Origin of the sequence: Tritonibacter mobilis F1926 (assembly GCF_000376545.2) — a bacterium.
GTDB lineage: Bacteria > Pseudomonadota > Alphaproteobacteria > Rhodobacterales > Rhodobacteraceae > Epibacterium > Epibacterium mobile.
In genome coordinates, this window is record NZ_CP015230.1 from 3,225,011 (window position 1) to 3,244,116 (window position 19,106).

Below are 19,106 nucleotides of genomic sequence, written 5' to 3' on the forward strand. Positions count from 1 at the left end.
ACGGCAAGATGACGGCGCCCCCAAGGGCACGCAAGAATGAGCTGGCTGGGCCTGTGGCATCGCGAGGCACAGTATTTTGACCCGGCCGGGCTGACACCGCAGGGGGAGCATAGCTGCCTTTTGCTGCGCGAAGCTGATGCGCTTTTGGCGCGTGGTGCGCTCGTGCTTGAGGTCAGCCTGCCCGAGCTTCGCAAACCCGAACCCCTGATCCTGTTTGAGCGCGGTGGCGACTGGCCGATGCGCTTTCAGCTGTCGGCAGTTCCGGGTGGCGGTATCAATTTGGTGCTGGAGCAATATGGCGCGGTTTTGCACAAGACAGTAAATCCCACCAAGCGAGGGCGGGCAGACCGGGTGCGTCTGACCTATAACTGGGACGCTCCGGCGTTTTGTGGTCAGTTGGCGCTTGAGTGGCCAGAGGGGGGACGCGCAGAGATCGCGGATATTCCGTCACCGCGTCCATGGCGACTCGCGGATGTGCAAGCTCTGCTAGAGGGAGCTCCGCAAAGCTATATTGCGCCGGGTGTTGAATATATCGCGCTGTCGTCAAAGCCAGAGCCGGTTGGCCCCATGCCGGGGCTGTTTGCCGACACGCCCGTCGAGACGGAAACCGGTCTGCGCCCAATCGGGGCGGTGCGCCGGGGGGATCTCTTGCGCTGTGCCAATGGTGACTTGGTTCCCGTGTTGCATATGATCGAGCGTGAAGTGCCTGCATACGGCAGTTTTTGCCCTGTCAGGCTGCGCGCGCCTTACTTTGGCCTAATGCAGGATATCACTGTTGCGCCTTTCCAACGGATGGTGCTGACCGGGTCGGAGGTTGAATATCTCTTTGGCTGCGAGGCGGTGCTCGCTCCGGCGGAAATGCTTGCGGCAACGCGAACTGCCAGTCGGGTGACGCCGTCGGGGCCGCTGGTCACATACATTCAGGTTGTTCTACCGGGGCATGAGATTCCTGTCGCCGCAGGTTTGGGGGTGGAGAGCCTGTTTTTGGGCCGCATTCGGCGCGACCGGTCAGCGCTTGCTGCGAGCCTTTTGTCAGACTTGGATCGCAATGCGCTTCCTGAGCATGCCCAGCCTCGGTACCCTGTCGTGCGCGCGTTTGATGCCGCAATCCTTGCAGAACATCGCACCGCCTGAGCACTGGGGGCTTGAAAAATCGCCCACAGCCCCTCTAAGGCAGACTCACTGTTTATAGCGAGATCCGCTCCATGACCCTGCGTTCCTTCTGGTTCTGTTTCATCACCTTGTTGATGACCCTGCCCGCCCTGCCACTTCGTGCGCAGGAAGTGGTGGTGAATACTGTGACGCGTCCGCCGTTTTCGATGCCAGTTGGCGGGCAAGAGGCTGGGTTCACAATGGACCTGCTGCGCGAGGTTTCACGTCGACTGGGATGGGAGACTCAGATTAACCGCGTCGACAGTTTTGCTCAGATGCTAGAAGAGGTTGAGCGCGGCGAAGCGGATATGGCTGCGGCCAATATCTCAATCACTGCGAGCCGTGAGGCTGTGATGGATTTCAGCCAGCCAATCTTTGAAAGCGGTCTGCAGATCATGCTGCATCAGGAGGACGTATCTGAACCGAGCCTGATGTCTGCACTGCTGTCGTGGGATCTCTTTGCAGCCATTGGGATCGCCTTTGTGCTCTTGTTGGTGGGCGGCATGTTGATGTGGGTGTTTGAACGCCGCGCACAGCCCTATTTCGATCGACCGCTCAAGGACGCATGGTTTCCATCCTTTTGGTGGGCGCTCAATCTTGTGGTCAACGGTGGCTTCGAAGAACGTGTGCCACGCAGCTTTCTGGGTCGCATCTTCGGCGTTCTTTTGGTCTTGTCTTCGCTGTTCGTGGTCTCGGTTTTTGTGGCCAAGATCACTGCTGCGATGACGGTTGAGGCGATCAACGGGTCGGTGAACTCGGTCAATGATCTCTATGGAAAACGGGTTGGAACCATTCAGGGATCAACCGCCGCCGGGTTTCTGGACCGTCGTGAAATCGACTATGTTGCCTTTCCGGGGCTCGACAAAATGCTGGAGGATTTCGAGCAGGGTGAAACGCGGATCGTTGTGTTCGACGCACCGGTGCTCAATCACTATGTGAGAACCGATGGGGCCGGGATTGGGCATGTGATGGGGCGCAAGTTCCTGACCGAATACTACGGCATCATTTTCCCGCAGGGGTCCGAAATGGTGGAACCGTTCAACCGCGCACTGCTTGAGATGCAGGAAGACGGTAGCTACGAGACGATCTATCGTAAGTGGTTCGGGCGCAGATCCTGATCTCGCATCACCTGCGGGTCCGTTACGCTGGCACACCCAGCGTAACTTGTATTTGATAGCTGTATTGTGTTCCGTCAGTGCGGTGCGTTGCTGTCGTCGATAGCGCTCAGCTCATCGCCAAAAAACGGCGTCATCTGAGCGACGACCACAGCATTCTCATCCAAAGCGCGTTGCATGAGATCGCGTTCTTCCTGAGGAATATCGTGCCCTTCGGCCTCACGCTCGGCAATTGTGCCATAGCCGGTCACATCCAGCGGAGCGGTATCTGCCTGCTTGAGGATCGCAACGGTTTCACGCACGGCTTCGGCTTCATCAACGCCTGAGGCATATACCATGAGGGCAGCGCCGGTGGCGTCCTGCGGCAGGCCATCGCCCTCTTTGCGGCCGATTTGAACAAGCAAGGTATAGACCTGCTGACGGGAGGGCTTTTTCTGTGTCATGGGCCTGAATTAGACGGGAGCGCCGGGTAAGGTCAAACCAATTTGTTTACAATTCGACATGGAATTTGCCACAATTTGACCACCTTTCAGAGTCAAATTCGCCACGCGCTAATTTTGCGCAGGGGTGAAGACGTAAATTTTGGGTGAGAGCGTTATGCCAACGGCTCAAGAACTACCAATTGATACCAGTGCTAGCGCTGAACAAATGGCTGAGGCCATTTTCGGCAACGGCATTGAAATCGAGTCAGCTAGCTATACCGGTGCGAGCAGCGCATCCGGTATTTATAGCAATGGCGATACAATTGCTCCGGGGGTAACCCCCTCGGATACCGGTGTAATCCTGTCTACTGGACGGGCTACCGACTTTACTAACAGTTCGGGCAGCACCAATACGAATACCTCGTCGGGGCGATCGACAAGTCACGGCACCGCAGGGGATTCGGACTTAGACGCGATTGCAGGCGGCACCACATATGACGCCGCCGTGTTTGAGGCAGACTTCGTACCCGAAGGCTCGAACCTTACGATGCAATTTGTTTTTTCGTCGGAAGAATACCTCGAATATGTCAATTCTGGGTATAACGATGCGGTCTCGGTCTGGGTCAACGGTGTCGAGGCGCAGTTGGTGGTGGGTGATGGCAACGTCACCATCAACAACATCAACAATACGTCCAATCAGGATCTCTATGTTGATAACCCGGCTGGTTCTGATCCTTATAACACCGAGATGGACGGTTTTACCGTTACTCTAAAGCTGACAGCGCCGGTAAACCCCGGGGTCACAAATCACATCAAGATTGCCATCGCTGACGGTGGCGATGCGTCTTATGATTCCAACCTCTTGATTGCAGGAGATTCGGTTCAGACTGCACTGGTCGCTGGTGACGATGAGGTGACGGTGCAGGAGGGCGATTCCACCACCCTCGACGTGCTGTCGAACGACGATCAAAGCAACGGCGCGCAGCTCACGATCACCCATATTAACAACCAGCCGGTGACGGCAGGCAGCTCGGTAACGCTGGCGAATGGTGAAATTATCACCCTAAACGCTGATGGCACTCTCGAGATCACCGGTCAGGCAGATGTGGATGAGGACGAAACCTCGGTTTTCACCTACACAGTTGCAGATGACGAAGGAAACACCGACGTCGGGTTTGTCGATCTGACAACCACCCCTTGTTTTGTCGCCGGGACGTTGATCGACACATCTGATGGGCCTGTAGCGGTCGAAGAACTTGAAGTCGGTATGACGGTTCTAACCCGCGATAATGGTGGCCAGCAGCTGCGCTGGATCGGACGCAGTACGCGCACAGCTTTCGGCAAGCACGCTCCGGTGCGTATCGCTGCCAATGCGTTGGGCCGTCATGACGCAATTGAGCTTTCACCCAGTCATCGCGTGTTGCTATGTTCGGCAACGGCCGAGATGCTCTTTGGACAGGAAGAGGTGCTGGTTCCGGCACATCATCTGATCAACGACAAAACCATCCACCGCCGTGCGGATGGGCAGGTTGTGACCTACTTCCATCTCCTGTTCGATCAGCATGAAATCATCCGCGGCAACGGTCTGGAAAGCGAAAGCTACCATCCGGGTGCCGCCAGTCTTGGCGGGTTGGATGCCGAGACGCGGGCAGAGTTTTTCGATCTGATGGGCGACAAATGGCAAACTTATCAGAACATGAAACGCCCGACGCTCAAATCATATGAAACGCGTGCGTTGCTTGGAGAGAGTCAGTAACGGCTGCGCATGCGGTAGCCGGGATGAAAGCTCATTCGGGCGAAGGTCACGGGCTGCTCTTGAAACCAGGTGGAACGCTCCATCTGAAACAGTGAAGTGCCCGTGGCGCAGGCCATGTAATCCGCAATTTTAGAGTCCGCTGCGCTGGCAAAGAAGCTAACCTCCGCATTGGAGAACGGCACCGCAGCCAGCAGCCACTCACCCGGAGGCGTTTCGGAAAAATCTGCTGTTTCACTGTCAGGCACTGCAGCAATATTGATCCAGCGATCCTCAAAATGAAAGGGCTGGCCATCCGCGTAATGCATCACTTCCATGTGCAAAACCCGCGTGTCGACAGGCAAGTTCATTTGAGAACTGAGCCACCCGGGCGCAGCCTGTATTTTGCGGGACACCAGCGCATAGCGATAGGTGGCGTTGCGCTCCTCAACGAGCCGGCGGGTGGTGGCGATTTCCAGTTTGGCTTGTTTGACCGGAAGCGTCGCAACACGCGTGCCGCTCTTGCGCTTGCGATCAATTATGCCGCGGTCTGCAAGTTCGCGCAGTGCGCGGTTGACAGTGGCGCGGGCGCAGCCAAACTCTTCCGCCAGATCGGCCTCGGTTGGCAGGAGCGCGCCCTGATCCCAGACCCTTGCCTCAATCCGGCGCATAACTTCGTCACGCACATCCTGAAAGCTGGTTTTCTTCTGTTGTTGCACTTCAGGGCTCCGCGCTGAATAATAACTCTGGCTAAATGGCATTATGTCTGCATTAAACCGCACTTGTAAAGGAGAGCCCATGCGCTTTGACGCTGCGCAGATCAAACCGATGCCATGGAAGAACGGTGGCGGCACCACACGAGAGCTTGCGGTGCGCGAAGGGGCGGACGGCATGATCTGGCGTCTGAGCCTTGCGGAGATTGCGCAGAATGGGCCGTTTTCTGCGTTTTCGGGGCTGTGGCGTGTCCATACCATTATCGCAGGCAAAGGGCTGCGTTTGTACAGCACAGACGTAGAGCGAGAGGCCAAGCCGCTGATACCGCTAGAGTTTGACGGAGGTTTGGCATTGGAGGCGCAGTTGATTGATGGCCCGTGCCGTGCCGTGAACGTGATCTGTGACCCTCGGTACGTGCAGGTGAAGGCTCAGGTGCATCAAGGGGATTTTGCAGGGCAGGCGGGTGATCTGGTCTTGGTGATCGACGGCGCGCTGCACCTTGGCAGGGACCATTTCGTCGCCGCGCAAGGCTGCGAGCTGGAGGCACCGGCCCAAGGTGTAGCCGAGGGCACGGTGCTGCATGTTCAGATCAAAGCTTTGAAAGAAGCGATGTGATTGCCGTTCGGTAGGTTTTGACGATGGCGTCACGGGCGATGTGGCGCCCTTCTTGCACCATGTGACGACCGGCAGCCCAGACATCGGTAATGGTCTGGTCGTCAGCGGCAAAACACAACCCATCCAGAATTTGCGCCTCTGGCAAGCCAAACAGGGCGGGATGGTTGCGGTCAATCGCCACGAGATCCGCAAGTGCGCCAACCTCCAGCCGTCCGGCGTTCCGGCCCAGCGCCTGTGCCCCACCCCGGGCCGCGCCCAGATAGAGCGTTTCACCGACGGAGCCTTCGTGGGGAACCAGCACGTTGCGCGCCAGGTCGCGGAGGCGTTGCGAGTATTCAAGCGTGCGCAACTCTTCGACCAATGAGATCCGCACGTTGGAATCCGAGCCAACGCCAAAGCGCCCGGCTTCCGCCAGAAACTCCGGTCCATTGAAGGGGCCATCGCCGAGGTTTGCCTCTGTCACGGGGCAGAGGCCCGCCACCGCGCCGGATCTTGCCATGCGCCGGGTCTCCTCTTTCGTCATATGGGTGGCATGGATCAGGCACCATTGGTCATCGACGGGTGCATTCGTGAGCAGCCATTCCACCGGACGTGCGCCGAGCCATGCCTTGATCTCGGCCACCTCGCGCGGTTGTTCGGCGATGTGGATATGGATGGGGTTTTCGGCGGCGACCGGCAACACCGCGGCAAGATCCTCGGGGCAGGTGGCCCGCAAGGAATGCGGCGCGATACCGACGCGCGTGTCGTCCCCGAGCTCTTGCGCCGCACCGCGGGCCTCGGTGACAAGACGCGAGAAACGCTCAACATCATTGCCGAACCGCAGCTGCCCGCCCGCTAGTGGCTGTTTTTCCGCACCGCCGTAGGTGTAGAGCACGGGCAGATGTGTGAGGCCGATGCCGGTGTGTTGAGCGCCCGCCATCACCCGCTGGCTGAGTTCGGTGAGGCTCTCATAAGGCGCACCGCCGGGCTGATGATGGACATAATGGAATTCGCCGACAGAAGCATAGCCAGCCTCCAGCATCTCCATGAATGTCAGCGCCGCCACGGCCTCGTATTGTTCGGGCGTGAGGTGGTCGAGGAAGCGATACATCAGCTCCCGCCATGTCCAGAAACTGTCCTGCCCACCCGCGCGGTACTCCGTGCGCCCAGCCATGGCGCGCTGAAAACTATGAGAATGCAGGTTCGCAAGCGCCGGCAGCAAAACATCGACGCGCGTATCGCCGGGTGCGGCGGTGGCGGCGCTCTCGATGCGTGTGATGCTGCCGCCCTCAACGGTCAGGCGGACATCCTGAACCCAGCCCTCGGGCAGGCAGGCGGTTGCGGCAAAAATTGTCTGCATCTGGCCCTCTTATGTATAGACATAATGAGAATAAGCGCATACCGTTTGTGGAGCAAGAGGATTCTGAGGGGGCGAGATGCGCGACAAATACGTGTTGAGTGGAGCCAGGCTGGCAACGATGGAGCCGGGCGCGCCGTATGGGATGATCGAAGCGGGGGCCATCGCCATCGATGGCGCTGCAATCGTCTGGTGCGGCCCTGAAGACTCCCTTCCGGCAGAGTATAATACTTGGCCGCGTGAGGATCTGGGCGGACGGCTGGTGACGCCGGGGCTGATCGATTGCCATACGCATATTGTCTTTGGCGGTGATCGCGCGGGCGAGTTTGAAATGCGCCTCAATGGGGCGAGCTATGAGGAAGTCGCAAAGGCGGGTGGCGGTATCGTATCCACGGTGACGGCGACCCGGTCGGCGGATCTGGACGCGCTTGTTGCTGGCGCACTGCCTCGTCTGGATGCGCTGCTTGCTGAGGGTGTGACCTCGGTCGAGGTGAAATCCGGCTATGGGCTTGATCGCGAGACCGAGCTTAACATGCTGCGCGCGGCGCGCCGTTTGGGCGAACTGCGGGATGTAACGGTCAAGACCACCTTCCTCGGCGCGCATGCGGTCCCGGCGGAGTATGCGGGCCGTGCGGATGAATATCTGGATGAGGTTTGCCTGCCGACCTTGCGCGCTGCATATGCCGAGGGACTGGTGGATGCGGTGGATGGCTTTTGCGAGGGCATCGCCTTTTCTGCCGAACAGATGGCGCGTGTCTTTGATGTTGCAGCCGAGCTGGGACTGCCGGTGAAGCTCCACGCTGAACAGTTGTCCCATCAAGGGGGCAGCAAGCTGGCGGCAGACCGCGGCGCCTTGTCCGTCGATCACGTGGAATACGCGACCGAGGAAGACGCTCGCGCGATGGCGGCCTCCGGGTCTGTTGCAGTGCTCTTGCCCGGTGCTTTCTACACGATCCGGGAAACGCAATTGCCGCCGATGGAGCATTTCCGCGCCCATGGCGTGCCCATGGCTTTGGCGACCGATTGTAACCCCGGCTCCTCACCGCTGACCTCGTTGCTCCTGACGCTCAATATGGGCTGCACTCTGTTCCGGCTGACACCCGAAGAGGCATTGGCCGGGGTAACGACACATGCCGCCCGCGCGCTGGGCCTCTCGGATCGGGGACGTATCGCGCCCGGTCTGCGCGCAGATCTTGTGGTCTGGGACGTCGCCCGCCCGGCGGAACTGGCCTATCGCATTGGATTTAACCCGCTGCATGCCCGCGTCATGGGCGGCAAACTGGAGGTTCGCACATGATTGAGATGATCCCCGGCACCGTAACCCTCTCCACGTTGGAGCAGATCTGGCGCAATGGCACCCCCGCACGTCTGGCAGCCTCTGCCCGCGCAGGTGTCGAAGCGGCAGCCGCGATGGTGGCCGAGGCTGCGGCAGGTGAGGCGCCTGTCTATGGCATCAACACCGGATTTGGTAAACTGGCCTCGACCAAGATCGCATCCGAAGATACCGCAACACTTCAGCGGAACCTGATCCTCAGCCATTCTTGCGGCGTCGGTGAGCCATTGGCCGAAGACAAAGTGCGGTTGATGATGGTGTTGAAGCTTCTGTCGCTTGGACGCGGTGCCTCGGGTGTGCGCTGGTTGGTGATCAATCAAATCGAGGAGATGCTGGCACGTGGGGTGACCCCGGTTGTACCGTCGCAAGGGTCTGTGGGCGCATCGGGCGACCTTGCTCCGCTGGCGCATATGACAGCGGCGATGATTGGTGAGGGTGAGGCGACGTTTGAAGGCGAACGTCTGTCCGGAGCCGAAGCGCTGAAACGCGCCGGCCTGCAACCCATCGTGCTGGGGCCGAAAGAAGGCCTTGGACTTATCAACGGAACGCAGTTCTCGACCGCTTGCGCGCTGGCTGGGCTGTTTCAGGCGCTGGATCTGGCGCGGGCATCCATGGCAATTGCGTCTCTGACGACCGATGCGATCATGGGTTCCACCGCACCGCTGGTGGCCGACATCCACACCTTGCGTGGTCATGCGGGGCAGATCGATGTGGCGCAGGTGATGCGCGACATCATGGATGGGTCGGAAATTCGCGAAAGCCACCGTGAGGGCGATACCCGCGTACAAGATCCCTATTGCATCCGCTGTCAGCCGCAGGTGGTGGGCGCGGCGCTTGACGTGCTGCGCATGGCCGCGCGCACGCTGGAGATCGAGGCCAACGCAGTGACCGATAACCCGCTGGTGCTCGTAGAGGCCGGTCGGATTGTTTCGGGCGGCAACTTTCACGCCGAATATGTGGGTTTTGCCGCCGATCAGATTGCACTCGCCGTGGCAGAGATTGGCGCGATCGCGCAGCGCCGGGTCGCCTTGATGGTCGATCCGACCCTGAGCCACGATCTGCCGCCCTTCCTGACGCCGAACCCCGGCCTGAACTCCGGTTTCATGATCGCCGAGGTCACTACCGCGGCGCTGATGAGCGAGAACAAGCATCTGGCTAACCCCTGCGTGACCGATTCCACGCCGACCTCTGCCAACCAGGAAGATCACGTATCAATGGCGGCCCACGGCGCGCTGCGTCTGGCGAAGATGACAGCGAATCTCTCGGTGATCCTCGGCGTGGAAATGCTCTGCGCCGCGCAGGGCGTGGAGGCGCGCGCGCCGCTCAAAACCTCCGCCCGGTTGCAGGATCTGCTGACGATGCTGCGCGGTGAAATCCCCAGCCTGGGCGAAGACCGCTACCTCGCGCCTGAGATCGAAGCCGCCAGCGCCATGGTGCGCACCGGTCGCGTGGCTCAGGCCGCAGGTGTGGAGGTCGCGGCATGATCGAGGTCACGCAAGGTTCCTCGCCGTTGATCCTTGGTCTGCCGCATACGGGGACCGAGGTGCCCGCAGAGGTGGCCAAGGATCTGAACGAACGTGGTCTTGGTCTTGCCGATACGGACTGGCATATTCACGACCTGTATGCGGATCTGGTGGAGGGCGTGACCACCGTTCGCACCCCCATCCATCGCTATGTGATCGACGTGAACCGTGATCCCGCAGGCGTCAGCCTCTACCCCGGCCAGAACACCACCACGCTGGTGCCGCTGACAGACTTTGATGGCAATCCGATCTGGGCTCGCGAGCCGGATGAGACGGAAATCACCCGCCGCCGCGAGACCTATCACGCGCCCTATCATGCCGCGCTCACGGCAGAGATGGAACGGGTTGCAGGCATCCACGGCTTTGCCATTCTGTATGATTGCCACTCGATCCGGGGTGACATTCCGTTCCTGTTTGATGGCCGCCTGCCGGATTTCAACTTCGGCACCAACCTCGGCACCACCTGCGCGCGCGACCTTGAGGTGATGGTCTTTAATCACTGCCAGCGTGCAGAAGGGTATTCTTCTGTGCTGAACGGTCGTTTCAAGGGGGGCTGGACCACACGCCACTATGGCCGTCCCAATGAGGGCTGGCACGCGATCCAGATGGAACTCGCCCAAGCCACCTATTGCGACGAGGCCCCGCCCTGGAGCTATGACCCCGCACGCGCCGACCGGCTGCGCACACATCTGACCCAAATTCTCACCGATCTGACTGAATGGAGGCCCGCATGAGCGATCCCCGCAAGAACACCCGCGATATCTATCCGGCGACTGGCACCGAGATCACCGCAAAGTCCTGGCTGACCGAGGCACCAATCCGGATGCTGATGAACAACCTGCACCCTGATGTGGCTGAAAACCCGCATGAGTTGGTGGTCTATGGCGGCATTGGCCGCGCCGCACGCACCTGGAAGGATTTCGACCTGATCGTCGAAACGCTGAAGAATCTGGATGAAGATCAGACCTTGATGGTGCAATCTGGCAAGCCAGTTGGCGTTTTCCAGACCCACAAGGACGCGCCTCGTGTGTTGATTGCAAACTCCAATCTGGTGCCGCATTGGGCCAACTGGGATCACTTCAACGAACTCGATAAAAAAGGCCTGATGATGTACGGCCAGATGACCGCCGGGTCCTGGATCTACATTGGCACCCAAGGGATCGTACAGGGCACCTATGAGACCTTCGCCGAGGCAGGCCGTCAGCACTACGGTGGCGACCTCACGGGCAAATGGATTTTGACCGGTGGTCTCGGCGGCATGGGCGGCGCGCAGCCGCTGGCGGCTGTTTTTGCTGGTGCCTGCTGCCTGGCGGTGGAGTGTAACCCCGACTCGATCGATTTCCGCCTACGGACCAAATACCTCGACGAAAAGGCCGAGACACTGGACGAGGCGCTGGAGATGATCGACCGCTGGACCAAGGCGGGCGAGGCGAAATCCGTGGGCCTCTTGGGCAATGCGGCGGATGTCTTTGCCGAACTGGTGGAGCGCGCCAAAGCGGGTGGCATGCGCCCCGATATCGTCACCGACCAGACCTCTGCACATGACCCGGTCAATGGCTACCTGCCGCAGGGCTGGACCATGGCAGAGTGGAAAGAGAAACGCGAAAGCGATCCCAAGGCGGTGGCTAAGGCCGCGCGTGCCTCGATGCGGGAGCAAGTCGAGGCGATGGTGGCGTTCCACGACATGGGCGTCCCAACAGTCGACTACGGCAACAATATCCGTCAGATGGCGCTGGAAGAGGGCTTTGAGAACGCCTTTGCCTTCCCCGGTTTTGTGCCCGCCTATATCCGCCCGCTGTTCTGCCAAGGGATTGGCCCGTTCCGCTGGTGTGCGCTGTCGGGTGATCCCGACGACATCAAAAAGACCGACGCTAAGATGAAGGAGCTGTTCCCCGAGAACGAGCACCTGCATCGCTGGCTCGACATGGCGGATGAGCGGATCGCCTTTCAGGGCCTGCCGGCGCGGATCTGCTGGATTGGTCTGGGCGACCGCCACAAGGCTGGCCTCGCGTTCAACGAGATGGTGCGCAATGGCGAGTTGTCCGCGCCGGTTGTGATCGGCCGCGACCACCTCGACTCTGGTTCCGTAGCATCGCCGAACCGTGAGACCGAGGCGATGATGGATGGCTCTGACGCGGTGTCGGATTGGCCGCTGTTGAACGCACTGCTGAACACCGCATCTGGCGCGACATGGGTGTCGCTGCATCACGGCGGCGGCGTCGGCATGGGCTTTTCGCAACACTCCGGCGTGGTGATCTGCTGTGACGGGACCGAGGACGCAGATCGACGCATCGGTCGGGTTCTGTGGAACGATCCGGCCACGGGCGTCATGCGTCATGCAGATGCGGGATACGACATCGCCAAAGACTGCGCCAAAGAACACGGTTTGAACTTGCCCGGCATCCTCGGATGATAAGACTGTCGCAAGAGGGGTCACCCTCTTGCGCTTATGCATGAGGCTTGTACTCGTGCGCTCAAAGAGGGGTCTGAGTTGCCAGCCACCAGGTTGTGCCACTCGGCCCCTTTATGCCGCCACGGATATCGTCGCTGCCCCGTTTGCGCAGTGGCTCCTGAATGACCTCTCCTCCAGCAGCGACGGCGCGATCAAATGTGGCCTGTACGTCAGGGACATAAAGGTGAACATGTGCGTCATTGTCATCGGCGTCAGGTAAGCCACCGATCATGATGATACTGTCATCAATCCGCACTTCGGCGTGCATTAAACTGCCATCCTGATGATCATAGCGGCGTAATAAATGCGCGTGAAACACCGTTTGCAGAAACGAGATCGTGCCTTCCGGGTCGTGGCAGACGAGGTAGGGGCTTAGCGAGGGGTAGTCTGTGGGTTTCCAAGACTCGGACATTGGTGTGCCTCCTTCAGCCTATTTCAGCCGGGCGGTTATTGACGGCCCACTCAATAATCTACCGTAACTTTAATAATATTCTACAGAAACAATAATTTGAGAAATAAAAAAACAGGCAACCGAAGCTGCCTGCCATATTAATTGCTTGTAATGGGTCCGCTTTTGATGCGGATTTAGTCGCGCAGAAGCTCGTTGATACCGGTCTTGGAGCGGGTCTTTTCGTCCACGCGCTTCACGATCACGGCGCAATAGAGATTGACGCCATTCTTGGATGGCATGGAACCTGCGACCACGACGGAATAGGGCGGTACTTCGCCGGACATCACTTCGCCGGTTTCGCGGTCAACGATCTTGGTGGACTGGCCGATAAAGACCCCCATGCCGAGCACGGAACCTTCGCGCACGATCACACCTTCGACCACTTCCGAACGCGCGCCGATAAAGCAGTTGTCCTCGATGATGGTTGGACCAGCCTGCATCGGTTCCAGAACGCCGCCGATACCGACACCGCCAGAGAGGTGCACGCCTTTGCCGATCTGCGCGCAGGAGCCGACTGTGGCCCAGGTATCAACCATGGTGCCTTCGTCGACATAGGCGCCGAGATTCACGAAAGACGGCATCAGTACCACACCGGGAGCGATATAGGCGGATTTGCGGACGATGCAGTTCGGCACCGCGCGAAAGCCTGCGGATTGCCAGTCAGACGCTTCCCAGCCTTTGAACTTGCTGTCGACCTTGTCCCACCAGCCAGCGCCCTGCGGGCCGCCGGATTGCTCTTCCATGTCTTTCAGGCGAAAGCCCAGCAATACGGCTTTTTTCGCCCACTGGTTCACGTGCCAGTCACCGCTGTCCTGTTTCTCCGCCACACGCAGTTTGCCGCTGTCGAGTGCGGCGAGGGTTGCCTCAATGGCGTCGCGGGTTTCGCCTTTGGTGGCGGGGGTGATTGTGTCACGGGCCTCCCAGGCGGCCTCGATTGCGGTTTCCAGCTGCGCGTTGGACATGTGTTCCGGCTCCGGGTTTTTGTTGGATTCGGGCGCTTATAGCCGCAAAAGCCACATGCGTCATGCCCTGAACACGCCCATACGCGCGGGCGAAGCGGCAGGTAAGCAGATGTGTGGGGGCTATCTTTAGCTGACCCGCCGCAGGTGGCGGCGCAGGATATCGCAGGCCAGTGTCAAATCCTGTGCCCTGACAGCTTCCAGAAGTGCTGCATGATCGCTGTCTGGGCGCGATACCCAACGGTCACGCCAATAGGCAAAGAGATGCCGGGCCGCAGTGATATGAAGGTCTTCGATTGATGACAGCAGTCGTGGCATCCCACATGGCATGAGCAATGCAAAATGAAACCGGCGATTGCTGCGATCCCAAGTGATCATGTCACGCGCGGCGTCGCAGGCGATGCGGGCTGCATCCACTTCTGCCAAGGTCTGATCATCATGGCGGGGCAGGGCATGCGTCAGAGCCAGAACCTCCAAGGCAACCCGCATTTCGATCACTTCTCGGATCTCTGTGGGTTCCAGCTCGGTGACACGCATCCCCTTGTGGGGCACTGATTTTGCAAGCCCTTTTGCTTCCAGTCGCAAGAAAGCCTCGCGTACCGGCACATGGCTCACTTCATAATCGCGCGCGATATGGTCCTGCCGCAGCTTCTCTCCCGCGGGCAGATCGCCGGTTACGATCCGTTCCATCAAGGCGCGAAATATCTTGTCGACTGCGGTTTCACTCATGTCCGTTCGATAGGGGGCGATGACCATTGCCGCAAGACTTTCCGGCCCTTAGGTGAAGGAGACATCAAGTTGTGTGGCGGGATCGCTTAGGGGTTCAGGGTCAATATTGCCACCGCACAAGAGCACCGCGACTTTTTCACCACGTGCGGGCAGATACGCGCCGCACATCAATGCGGCCAGAGCCGTGGCCCCCGCAGGCTCCACCAGCAGGCGATGGTCGCGCCAGAGCGCATGTTGCGCCGCTTCAATGGCGGCATCCGGAACAATTACGCTAGGCGTGCGCGCGTTGTGAGCAAGATCAAAACAGATATCGCCGATCCGCCGAGCGCCGAGCGCATTGGCGGCAATGCCACTAACATCAACATTGGTAGGCTTGCCTGCCATCAGGGCTGCTTTTAGTGCGCAGGACGTAGCAGGTTCCACCGCAACCACTTTGCGACGGTTCTCAAACCACCCCAATGCGCCTCCAATGAGACCGCCGCCACCAACCGCGATCAGTACGGTGTCTGCATCCAGCCCTTGCTCTTCCCATTCCGCAAAAAGAGTACCCTGTCCTGCGACCGTTGCGGGCGCATCATAGGCATGGATCTGCATGGCACCTGTCTGCAGTTCCCAATCCTGTGCGGCCTCCAGCGCATTTGCATAGGCTCCGGGAACAACCTCTAGATCCGCACCCGTCGAGCGGATCAGGTCGATCTTTGTCTGTCCGGCAATTTCCGGCACGTAGATCTTGGCATTGTGCCCTAGTGCCCGCGCAGCAAAGGCGACGGCCGCGCCATGATTGCCGCCAGATGCTGCAACCAGACCGGCCTCGGGGACGGGATTTGACAGTAACGTATTGAATGCGCCGCGTGCCTTGAAGCTGCCCGCATGTTGAAGATGTTCGAGTTTCAACTCTACCGGGAAGGCGAGGCCGAAGCTTTGCACCGAGACGGTTGGAGTTTCCACCACATGCGCGGCAATTCTGTTGTGCGCGCCGGAAATCTGGGTTGTCCAATCCATCGTCGTACCTCGTCTCAGTGCGTTTGCGGCGAACCCTAGGGAAATGCTCGCAGGAGGCAAGGGGATAGATGACAGGATTTGAGCGCTGGCCTGAGCACGGCGCTCGGGCTATGACAGGGGCTGACCTTTTGGATCAAAGAACAGGCAAGATTTGATATGAGTGACGACCGCAATAGCCGTTTCCCCGATGCCCGCGCAGACCGTAGCCGCGCCGAACATGTACCCGTTACACCGCAGACCCAGTCGCCAGTCTATCAGCTAGCCTTCGCGGATGAGGGTTTTTTGTGCCGTGAGGAACTGCGCCCAGTGCGGTTGCAGTTGGAACTGTTGAAGCCGCAGCTGATGCTTGATGAAAAAGGCATCGAGAGCACCGTCGTGATGTTCGGCGGCGCTCGCATACCGGCCCCTCGCGACAAGGATAAAGCGCGTACTCAGACGCTCGCGGATCTTAGTCATTTCTATGATGAGGCACGCGAGTTCGCGCGCAAGATGACCGAGAAGTCCAAGGCTTCTGGCGGGCGTCGTCATGTGGTTGTGACAGGGGGTGGGCCCGGTGTAATGGAGGCTGGGAACCGTGGCGCGGTAGATGCTGAAGGTGAATCTATCGGGCTCAATATCGTGTTGCCACACGAGCAGGCTCCGAATGAATTTGTCACACCTGAGCTTTGCTTCAACTTCCACTATTTTGCGATCCGCAAGATGCATTTCCTGATGCGTGCGGAGGCGATCTGCGTCTTTCCGGGTGGATTTGGCACCCTGGATGAGCTGTTTGAGGCGCTGACGTTGATCCAGACAGGTCGCATGGAACCGGTGCCGTTCCTGCTCTTTGGTCGCAGTTTCTGGGAGAAGATCATCAATTGGGAGGCGCTCGCGGACGCGGGCACCATTTCCGAACAGGATCTTGATCTGTTTAAATTTGTCGAAAGTGCAGATGAGGCGATCCAGGCGATTGACGCATGGAACCCGGTCCCTGCACGTCAAGACTTGCCCGGTCGCGAGCGCTAAGCGTCACCGCTATACTTGGAATTTGGTCGCAAGAGCAGCGCCAGACGACCGCGCGCCGGGCCCATGGGGCCCGGCGCGCGGGTCCGCCCGAAAGGGCGGAAACCTATGGTCAAATGTCGTTTTCCCTTGTGGGTGGGATGGGAACGTTTGTGGGAACGTCGGGATCGCGTCAGACCATAAGAGTTTGGAAAACCTGACGACCGATCAGCTCATATCCGCGGGCAAAACACCAACGGCTTCACCGCGCGGCAGACGCGTCAGCACCTGTGTGCCGTCTTCGTCGCGGATGGCATATCCATAGCCACGCAGGCGAAATTGCCATTCACGCGGGCTCAGTGCTTTACGCCGTTCCTCACGTACCAACGAGAGAATACCATCATCCATTTGCGCGGTCTGTTGTCCAATCATCATTCTGCCCTTTGCTCTATTTGCTGCCCGGAGATTGTTTCCGTGTACTGTTTCTGATTCTGAGACTGTCGGCCTGAGGTGGCGCAAATTTTGCTAAAATTGGGAAAGAATAAGGCGCTACGATTACTCGCAGCGCCTCGGAGGATCTCAGTTGTGTTGGCGAGGCTCAGCTTTGGCCCATGCCCGCCTCGGCTTCGATCTGTTTGCGACTCTTGCGAGCGCGTTCGGTGGCGGATTTCAACTGACCGCAGGCCGCCATGATGTCGTCACCACGCGTCTTGCGGATCGGTGAGGCGTAACCGGCCTGATAGATGATGTTCGCAAATGCTCGGATACGGTTGTTTGACGACCGTTTGTAGGGCGCTCCGGGCCACTCATTGAAGGGGATGAGGTTGATCTTTGCCGGGATGTTGTAGCGTTTGATATGCTCCAACAGCCGGTGCGCATCCTCATCAGAGTCATTAACCCCATCCAGCATCACATATTCAAACGTGATCCGCTCCGAGTTCGACACTTTGGGATAATTCGCCAAGGACTGCAAAAGCTCATCAATGTTCCAGCGCCGGTTGATTGGCACCAGCACGTCGCGCACCTCATTGGTGGTGGCGTGGAACGAAATCGCCAACAAGCAGCCGATCTCTTCCGCGGTACGGGCGATTTCGGGCACCACGCCTGAGGTCGACAGTGTAATGCGACGGCGTGACAGCGATATCCCTTCTGGGTCCATCGCAATCTTCATCGCATCACGCACGTTTTCAAAATTATAGAGAGGCTCGCCCATGCCCATCAGCACAATGTTGGACAACAGACGAGTCTCGTCTTTGGGTGCGCCGGGCGTCGGCCATTCCTCCAGATCATCACGCGCCATCATCACCTGACCGATGATCTCAGCGGGCGTCAGATTTCGCACCAGCTTCTGGGTGCCAGTGTGACAGAACGAACAGGTCAGCGTACATCCCACCTGCGACGAAATACACAGCGTGCCGCGATCATCTTCTGGAATGTAGACCACTTCGACCTCATGGCCGCCATTGATCCGCACCAGGTACTTTCGGGTGCCATCGGTTGAGACTTGTTTCGACACGACCTCAGGAATGCGGATCTCGAATGTTTCCTCAAGCTGGGCGCGATACGCCTTGGCAAGGTTGGTCATCTCAGAGAAATCACGCACGCCCCACTGATAGATCCACTGCCAGATCTGACCGACCCGCATCTTCGCCTGTTTTTCCGGCGTGCCATGCTCCATCAGCACTTCTCGCATGCGGTCACGAGTCAGGCCGACAAGGTTTATCTTGCCACCTTCCGGCTCCTTGCGGGGCAGGGTCAGAACATCTTGGGTGATCGGCGCTGAGGCTGTCATGAGACGGGTCTCGCTGGCTTGTGTCAAAACGGGGCTGGATGCGGCTCTATATATGAGATCGACCCAAGATCAAAAGGATTCTCGTTCAACCCTGCTATGCATGGGGCAACAGGCCACGTATCTCTTCTAACCCAAAATATCCCGGAGCGCGAGGCAGCGCCTCGCAAAAGAAAACGGCGAAGCCCGCGCTTCGCCGCCTCATGCCGGTCCTGATCGCTTGCGCCTCAGCCGGAACAGCGCTTCTCTGCGTCTTCAATCGCTGCGGTGAAGCCAAGCAAAGAGAAGGTATCTTTGGTTTGCGTCCCCCGCGAGGATCGCGCGGTTAGTGATGCATCTGATCCCCGTTTCATCGCGGTGATGATCTTGGCATCATCGGTCGGCGTTGCAGGCCATGCCCATTCCCCTTCGGTGAACAGCTCAAATTCGGAGTCACCGATTTTCATATTCACTGTAGAACCGGGGGCGAAAGGATAGCCTCCGGTAAAGGTAACCTGACCTTTGTTGCCGCCATCCGGGCGATAAAACACAAACAGTCGAATTTCACTGCGACGCACGGCGACCACGCGGCCATCGCGGGTGTTCACCGTTTCTTTCGGTGCCGAGACGCCTATGCACTCGCGCGGAGAGGTCTCTTCAAAGACGCTCCAATCCACATGCGCACCCACGCGGTTATCTGTCGTTGCTTGCTGTGCGCTTGCGGTGGTGGCCATGCCAGCCAGCATAAGCGCGCCTGCTAAGCGACGGAGTTTCAATGCCATACGTCCCGCCTCCAAGACTGTCTTCCTCAATTGTCTCCGG

General features: G+C 59.0%; 19 protein-coding genes. 9 read left to right on the forward strand and 10 right to left on the reverse strand.

Annotated elements, in window-relative coordinates; translation table 11 throughout:
- Window positions 1-36: 36 nt before the first annotated feature.
- Together K529_RS15270 and K529_RS15275 are read left to right on the forward strand one after the other, a co-directional pair.
- On the forward strand, window positions 37-1,134 hold the full coding sequence (locus K529_RS15270) for a Hint domain-containing protein (protein ID WP_005624531.1): 1,098 nt from the start codon (window positions 37-39) through the stop codon (window positions 1,132-1,134).
- Window positions 1,135-1,205: 71 nt separating this feature from the next.
- Window positions 1,206-2,270, forward strand: a complete 1,065-nt coding sequence (locus K529_RS15275; RefSeq protein WP_005624527.1) for a transporter substrate-binding domain-containing protein — start codon at window positions 1,206-1,208, stop codon at window positions 2,268-2,270.
- A gap of 74 nt (window positions 2,271-2,344) precedes the next feature.
- On the opposite strand, the gene K529_RS15280 is transcribed toward K529_RS15275, so the two are convergent.
- Window positions 2,345-2,710 (reverse strand): hypothetical protein, encoded by a 366-nt coding sequence (locus K529_RS15280; RefSeq protein WP_005624524.1) that lies wholly within the window; start codon window positions 2,708-2,710, stop codon window positions 2,345-2,347.
- A gap of 154 nt (window positions 2,711-2,864) precedes the next feature.
- On the opposite strand from K529_RS15280, the gene K529_RS15285 reads away from it, so the two are divergent.
- Entirely contained in the window at window positions 2,865-4,445 is a 1,581-nt protein-coding gene (locus tag K529_RS15285) for a choice-of-anchor L domain-containing protein (RefSeq protein ID WP_040642581.1), read from the forward strand.
- On the opposite strand, the gene K529_RS15290 is transcribed toward K529_RS15285, so the two are convergent.
- The gene (locus K529_RS15290) at window positions 4,439-5,182 is read right to left on the reverse strand and encodes a GntR family transcriptional regulator (protein ID WP_046002037.1); all 744 of its coding nucleotides are present in this window, start codon (window positions 5,180-5,182) and stop codon (window positions 4,439-4,441) included. The two genes, K529_RS15285 and K529_RS15290, sit on opposite strands and share 7 nt — an antisense overlap.
- Before the next feature lie 37 nt (window positions 5,183-5,219).
- Here K529_RS15290 and K529_RS15295 point away from each other — a divergent pair, with 37 nt between their 5' ends.
- The gene (locus tag K529_RS15295; protein WP_005624509.1) at window positions 5,220-5,750 is read left to right on the forward strand and encodes a HutD/Ves family protein; all 531 of its coding nucleotides are present in this window, start codon (window positions 5,220-5,222) and stop codon (window positions 5,748-5,750) included.
- Here K529_RS15295 and K529_RS15300 read toward each other — a convergent pair.
- The gene (locus K529_RS15300; protein WP_046002038.1) at window positions 5,725-7,089 is read right to left on the reverse strand and encodes a formimidoylglutamate deiminase; all 1,365 of its coding nucleotides are present in this window, start codon (window positions 7,087-7,089) and stop codon (window positions 5,725-5,727) included. The genes K529_RS15295 and K529_RS15300 overlap by 26 nt on opposite strands.
- 76 nt (window positions 7,090-7,165) lie before the next feature.
- Between K529_RS15300 and hutI the strand changes: the two genes are divergently transcribed.
- Genes hutI through hutU form a run of 4 tightly spaced genes read left to right on the forward strand, consistent with a single transcriptional unit; the run spans window position 7,166 to window position 12,355 of the window.
- On the forward strand, window positions 7,166-8,383 hold the full coding sequence (gene hutI / locus K529_RS15305) for an imidazolonepropionase (RefSeq protein WP_046002039.1): 1,218 nt from the start codon (window positions 7,166-7,168) through the stop codon (window positions 8,381-8,383).
- Complete coding sequence (gene hutH / locus K529_RS15310) at window positions 8,380-9,903, forward strand: histidine ammonia-lyase (RefSeq protein ID WP_046002040.1); 1,524 nt, start codon at window positions 8,380-8,382, stop codon at window positions 9,901-9,903. Before hutI ends, hutH begins: the two co-directional genes overlap by 4 nt.
- Window positions 9,900-10,676: an N-formylglutamate deformylase gene (gene hutG / locus K529_RS15315; RefSeq protein ID WP_005641588.1), complete on the forward strand. Its 777-nt coding sequence runs from the start codon at window positions 9,900-9,902 to the stop codon at window positions 10,674-10,676. The genes hutH and hutG overlap by 4 nt, the downstream gene beginning before the upstream one ends.
- Window positions 10,673-12,355 (forward strand): urocanate hydratase, encoded by a 1,683-nt coding sequence (hutU, locus tag K529_RS15320; protein ID WP_005641586.1) that lies wholly within the window; start codon window positions 10,673-10,675, stop codon window positions 12,353-12,355. The genes hutG and hutU overlap by 4 nt, the downstream gene beginning before the upstream one ends.
- Before the next feature lie 61 nt (window positions 12,356-12,416).
- On the opposite strand, the gene K529_RS15325 is transcribed toward hutU, so the two are convergent.
- The 4 genes from K529_RS15325 to K529_RS15340 all read right to left on the reverse strand — a co-directional run bounded on the left by K529_RS15325 (window position 12,417) and on the right by K529_RS15340 (window position 15,535).
- Window positions 12,417-12,806, reverse strand: a complete 390-nt coding sequence (locus K529_RS15325) for a VOC family protein (RefSeq protein WP_005641584.1) — start codon at window positions 12,804-12,806, stop codon at window positions 12,417-12,419.
- A 173-nt stretch (window positions 12,807-12,979) separates the two neighbouring features.
- Window positions 12,980-13,807 carry a 2,3,4,5-tetrahydropyridine-2,6-dicarboxylate N-succinyltransferase gene (gene dapD / locus K529_RS15330; RefSeq protein ID WP_005641582.1) on the reverse strand — a complete coding sequence of 276 codons (828 nt, stop codon included), beginning with the start codon at window positions 13,805-13,807 and terminating at the stop codon, window positions 12,980-12,982.
- 126 nt (window positions 13,808-13,933) lie between these two features.
- Window positions 13,934-14,560, reverse strand: a complete 627-nt coding sequence (locus K529_RS15335) for a GntR family transcriptional regulator (protein WP_005641580.1) — start codon at window positions 14,558-14,560, stop codon at window positions 13,934-13,936.
- 21 nt (window positions 14,561-14,581) lie between these two features.
- Complete coding sequence (locus tag K529_RS15340; protein WP_005641578.1) at window positions 14,582-15,535, reverse strand: threonine/serine dehydratase; 954 nt, start codon at window positions 15,533-15,535, stop codon at window positions 14,582-14,584.
- 156 nt (window positions 15,536-15,691) lie between these two features.
- On the opposite strand from K529_RS15340, the gene K529_RS15345 reads away from it, so the two are divergent.
- Window positions 15,692-16,540 carry an LOG family protein gene (locus K529_RS15345; RefSeq protein ID WP_005641576.1) on the forward strand — a complete coding sequence of 283 codons (849 nt, stop codon included), beginning with the start codon at window positions 15,692-15,694 and terminating at the stop codon, window positions 16,538-16,540.
- 204 nt (window positions 16,541-16,744) lie between these two features.
- On the opposite strand, the gene K529_RS15350 is transcribed toward K529_RS15345, so the two are convergent.
- From K529_RS15350 to K529_RS15360, 3 genes are all read right to left on the reverse strand, one after another.
- The gene (locus K529_RS15350) at window positions 16,745-16,951 is read right to left on the reverse strand and encodes a hypothetical protein (protein ID WP_005676094.1); all 207 of its coding nucleotides are present in this window, start codon (window positions 16,949-16,951) and stop codon (window positions 16,745-16,747) included.
- Window positions 16,952-17,114: 163 nt separating this feature from the next.
- On the reverse strand, window positions 17,115-18,308 hold the full coding sequence (rlmN, locus tag K529_RS15355) for a 23S rRNA (adenine(2503)-C(2))-methyltransferase RlmN (RefSeq protein ID WP_005676096.1): 1,194 nt from the start codon (window positions 18,306-18,308) through the stop codon (window positions 17,115-17,117).
- Between the two features lie 224 nt (window positions 18,309-18,532).
- Window positions 18,533-19,066, reverse strand: coding sequence for an invasion associated locus B family protein (locus K529_RS15360; RefSeq protein WP_005608792.1), 534 nt, complete (start codon window positions 19,064-19,066; stop codon window positions 18,533-18,535).
- Between the last annotated feature and the right edge of the window lie 40 nt (window positions 19,067-19,106).

Coding starts and splice junctions, on each gene's coding strand:
- K529_RS15270 (WP_005624531.1), top strand. CDS start 37: ATGAGCTGGCTGGGCCTGTGGCATCGCGAGGCACAGTATTTTGACCCG.
- hutU (WP_005641586.1), top strand. CDS start 10,673: ATGAGCGATCCCCGCAAGAACACCCGCGATATCTATCCGGCGACTGGC.
- dapD (WP_005641582.1), bottom strand. CDS start 13,807: ATGTCCAACGCGCAGCTGGAAACCGCAATCGAGGCCGCCTGGGAGGCC.
- hutI (WP_046002039.1), top strand. CDS start 7,166: ATGCGCGACAAATACGTGTTGAGTGGAGCCAGGCTGGCAACGATGGAG.
- K529_RS15335 (WP_005641580.1), bottom strand. CDS start 14,560: ATGGTCATCGCCCCCTATCGAACGGACATGAGTGAAACCGCAGTCGAC.
- K529_RS15285 (WP_040642581.1), top strand. CDS start 2,865: ATGCCAACGGCTCAAGAACTACCAATTGATACCAGTGCTAGCGCTGAA.
- K529_RS15290 (WP_046002037.1), bottom strand. CDS start 5,182: ATGCCATTTAGCCAGAGTTATTATTCAGCGCGGAGCCCTGAAGTGCAA.
- K529_RS15360 (WP_005608792.1), bottom strand. CDS start 19,066: ATGGCATTGAAACTCCGTCGCTTAGCAGGCGCGCTTATGCTGGCTGGC.
- K529_RS15280 (WP_005624524.1), bottom strand. CDS start 2,710: ATGACACAGAAAAAGCCCTCCCGTCAGCAGGTCTATACCTTGCTTGTT.
- K529_RS15340 (WP_005641578.1), bottom strand. CDS start 15,535: ATGGATTGGACAACCCAGATTTCCGGCGCGCACAACAGAATTGCCGCG.
- K529_RS15275 (WP_005624527.1), top strand. CDS start 1,206: ATGACCCTGCGTTCCTTCTGGTTCTGTTTCATCACCTTGTTGATGACC.
- hutG (WP_005641588.1), top strand. CDS start 9,900: ATGATCGAGGTCACGCAAGGTTCCTCGCCGTTGATCCTTGGTCTGCCG.
- hutH (WP_046002040.1), top strand. CDS start 8,380: ATGATTGAGATGATCCCCGGCACCGTAACCCTCTCCACGTTGGAGCAG.
- K529_RS15325 (WP_005641584.1), bottom strand. CDS start 12,806: ATGTCCGAGTCTTGGAAACCCACAGACTACCCCTCGCTAAGCCCCTAC.
- K529_RS15300 (WP_046002038.1), bottom strand. CDS start 7,089: ATGCAGACAATTTTTGCCGCAACCGCCTGCCTGCCCGAGGGCTGGGTT.
- K529_RS15345 (WP_005641576.1), top strand. CDS start 15,692: ATGAGTGACGACCGCAATAGCCGTTTCCCCGATGCCCGCGCAGACCGT.
- rlmN (WP_005676096.1), bottom strand. CDS start 18,308: ATGACAGCCTCAGCGCCGATCACCCAAGATGTTCTGACCCTGCCCCGC.
- K529_RS15350 (WP_005676094.1), bottom strand. CDS start 16,951: ATGATGATTGGACAACAGACCGCGCAAATGGATGATGGTATTCTCTCG.
- K529_RS15295 (WP_005624509.1), top strand. CDS start 5,220: ATGCGCTTTGACGCTGCGCAGATCAAACCGATGCCATGGAAGAACGGT.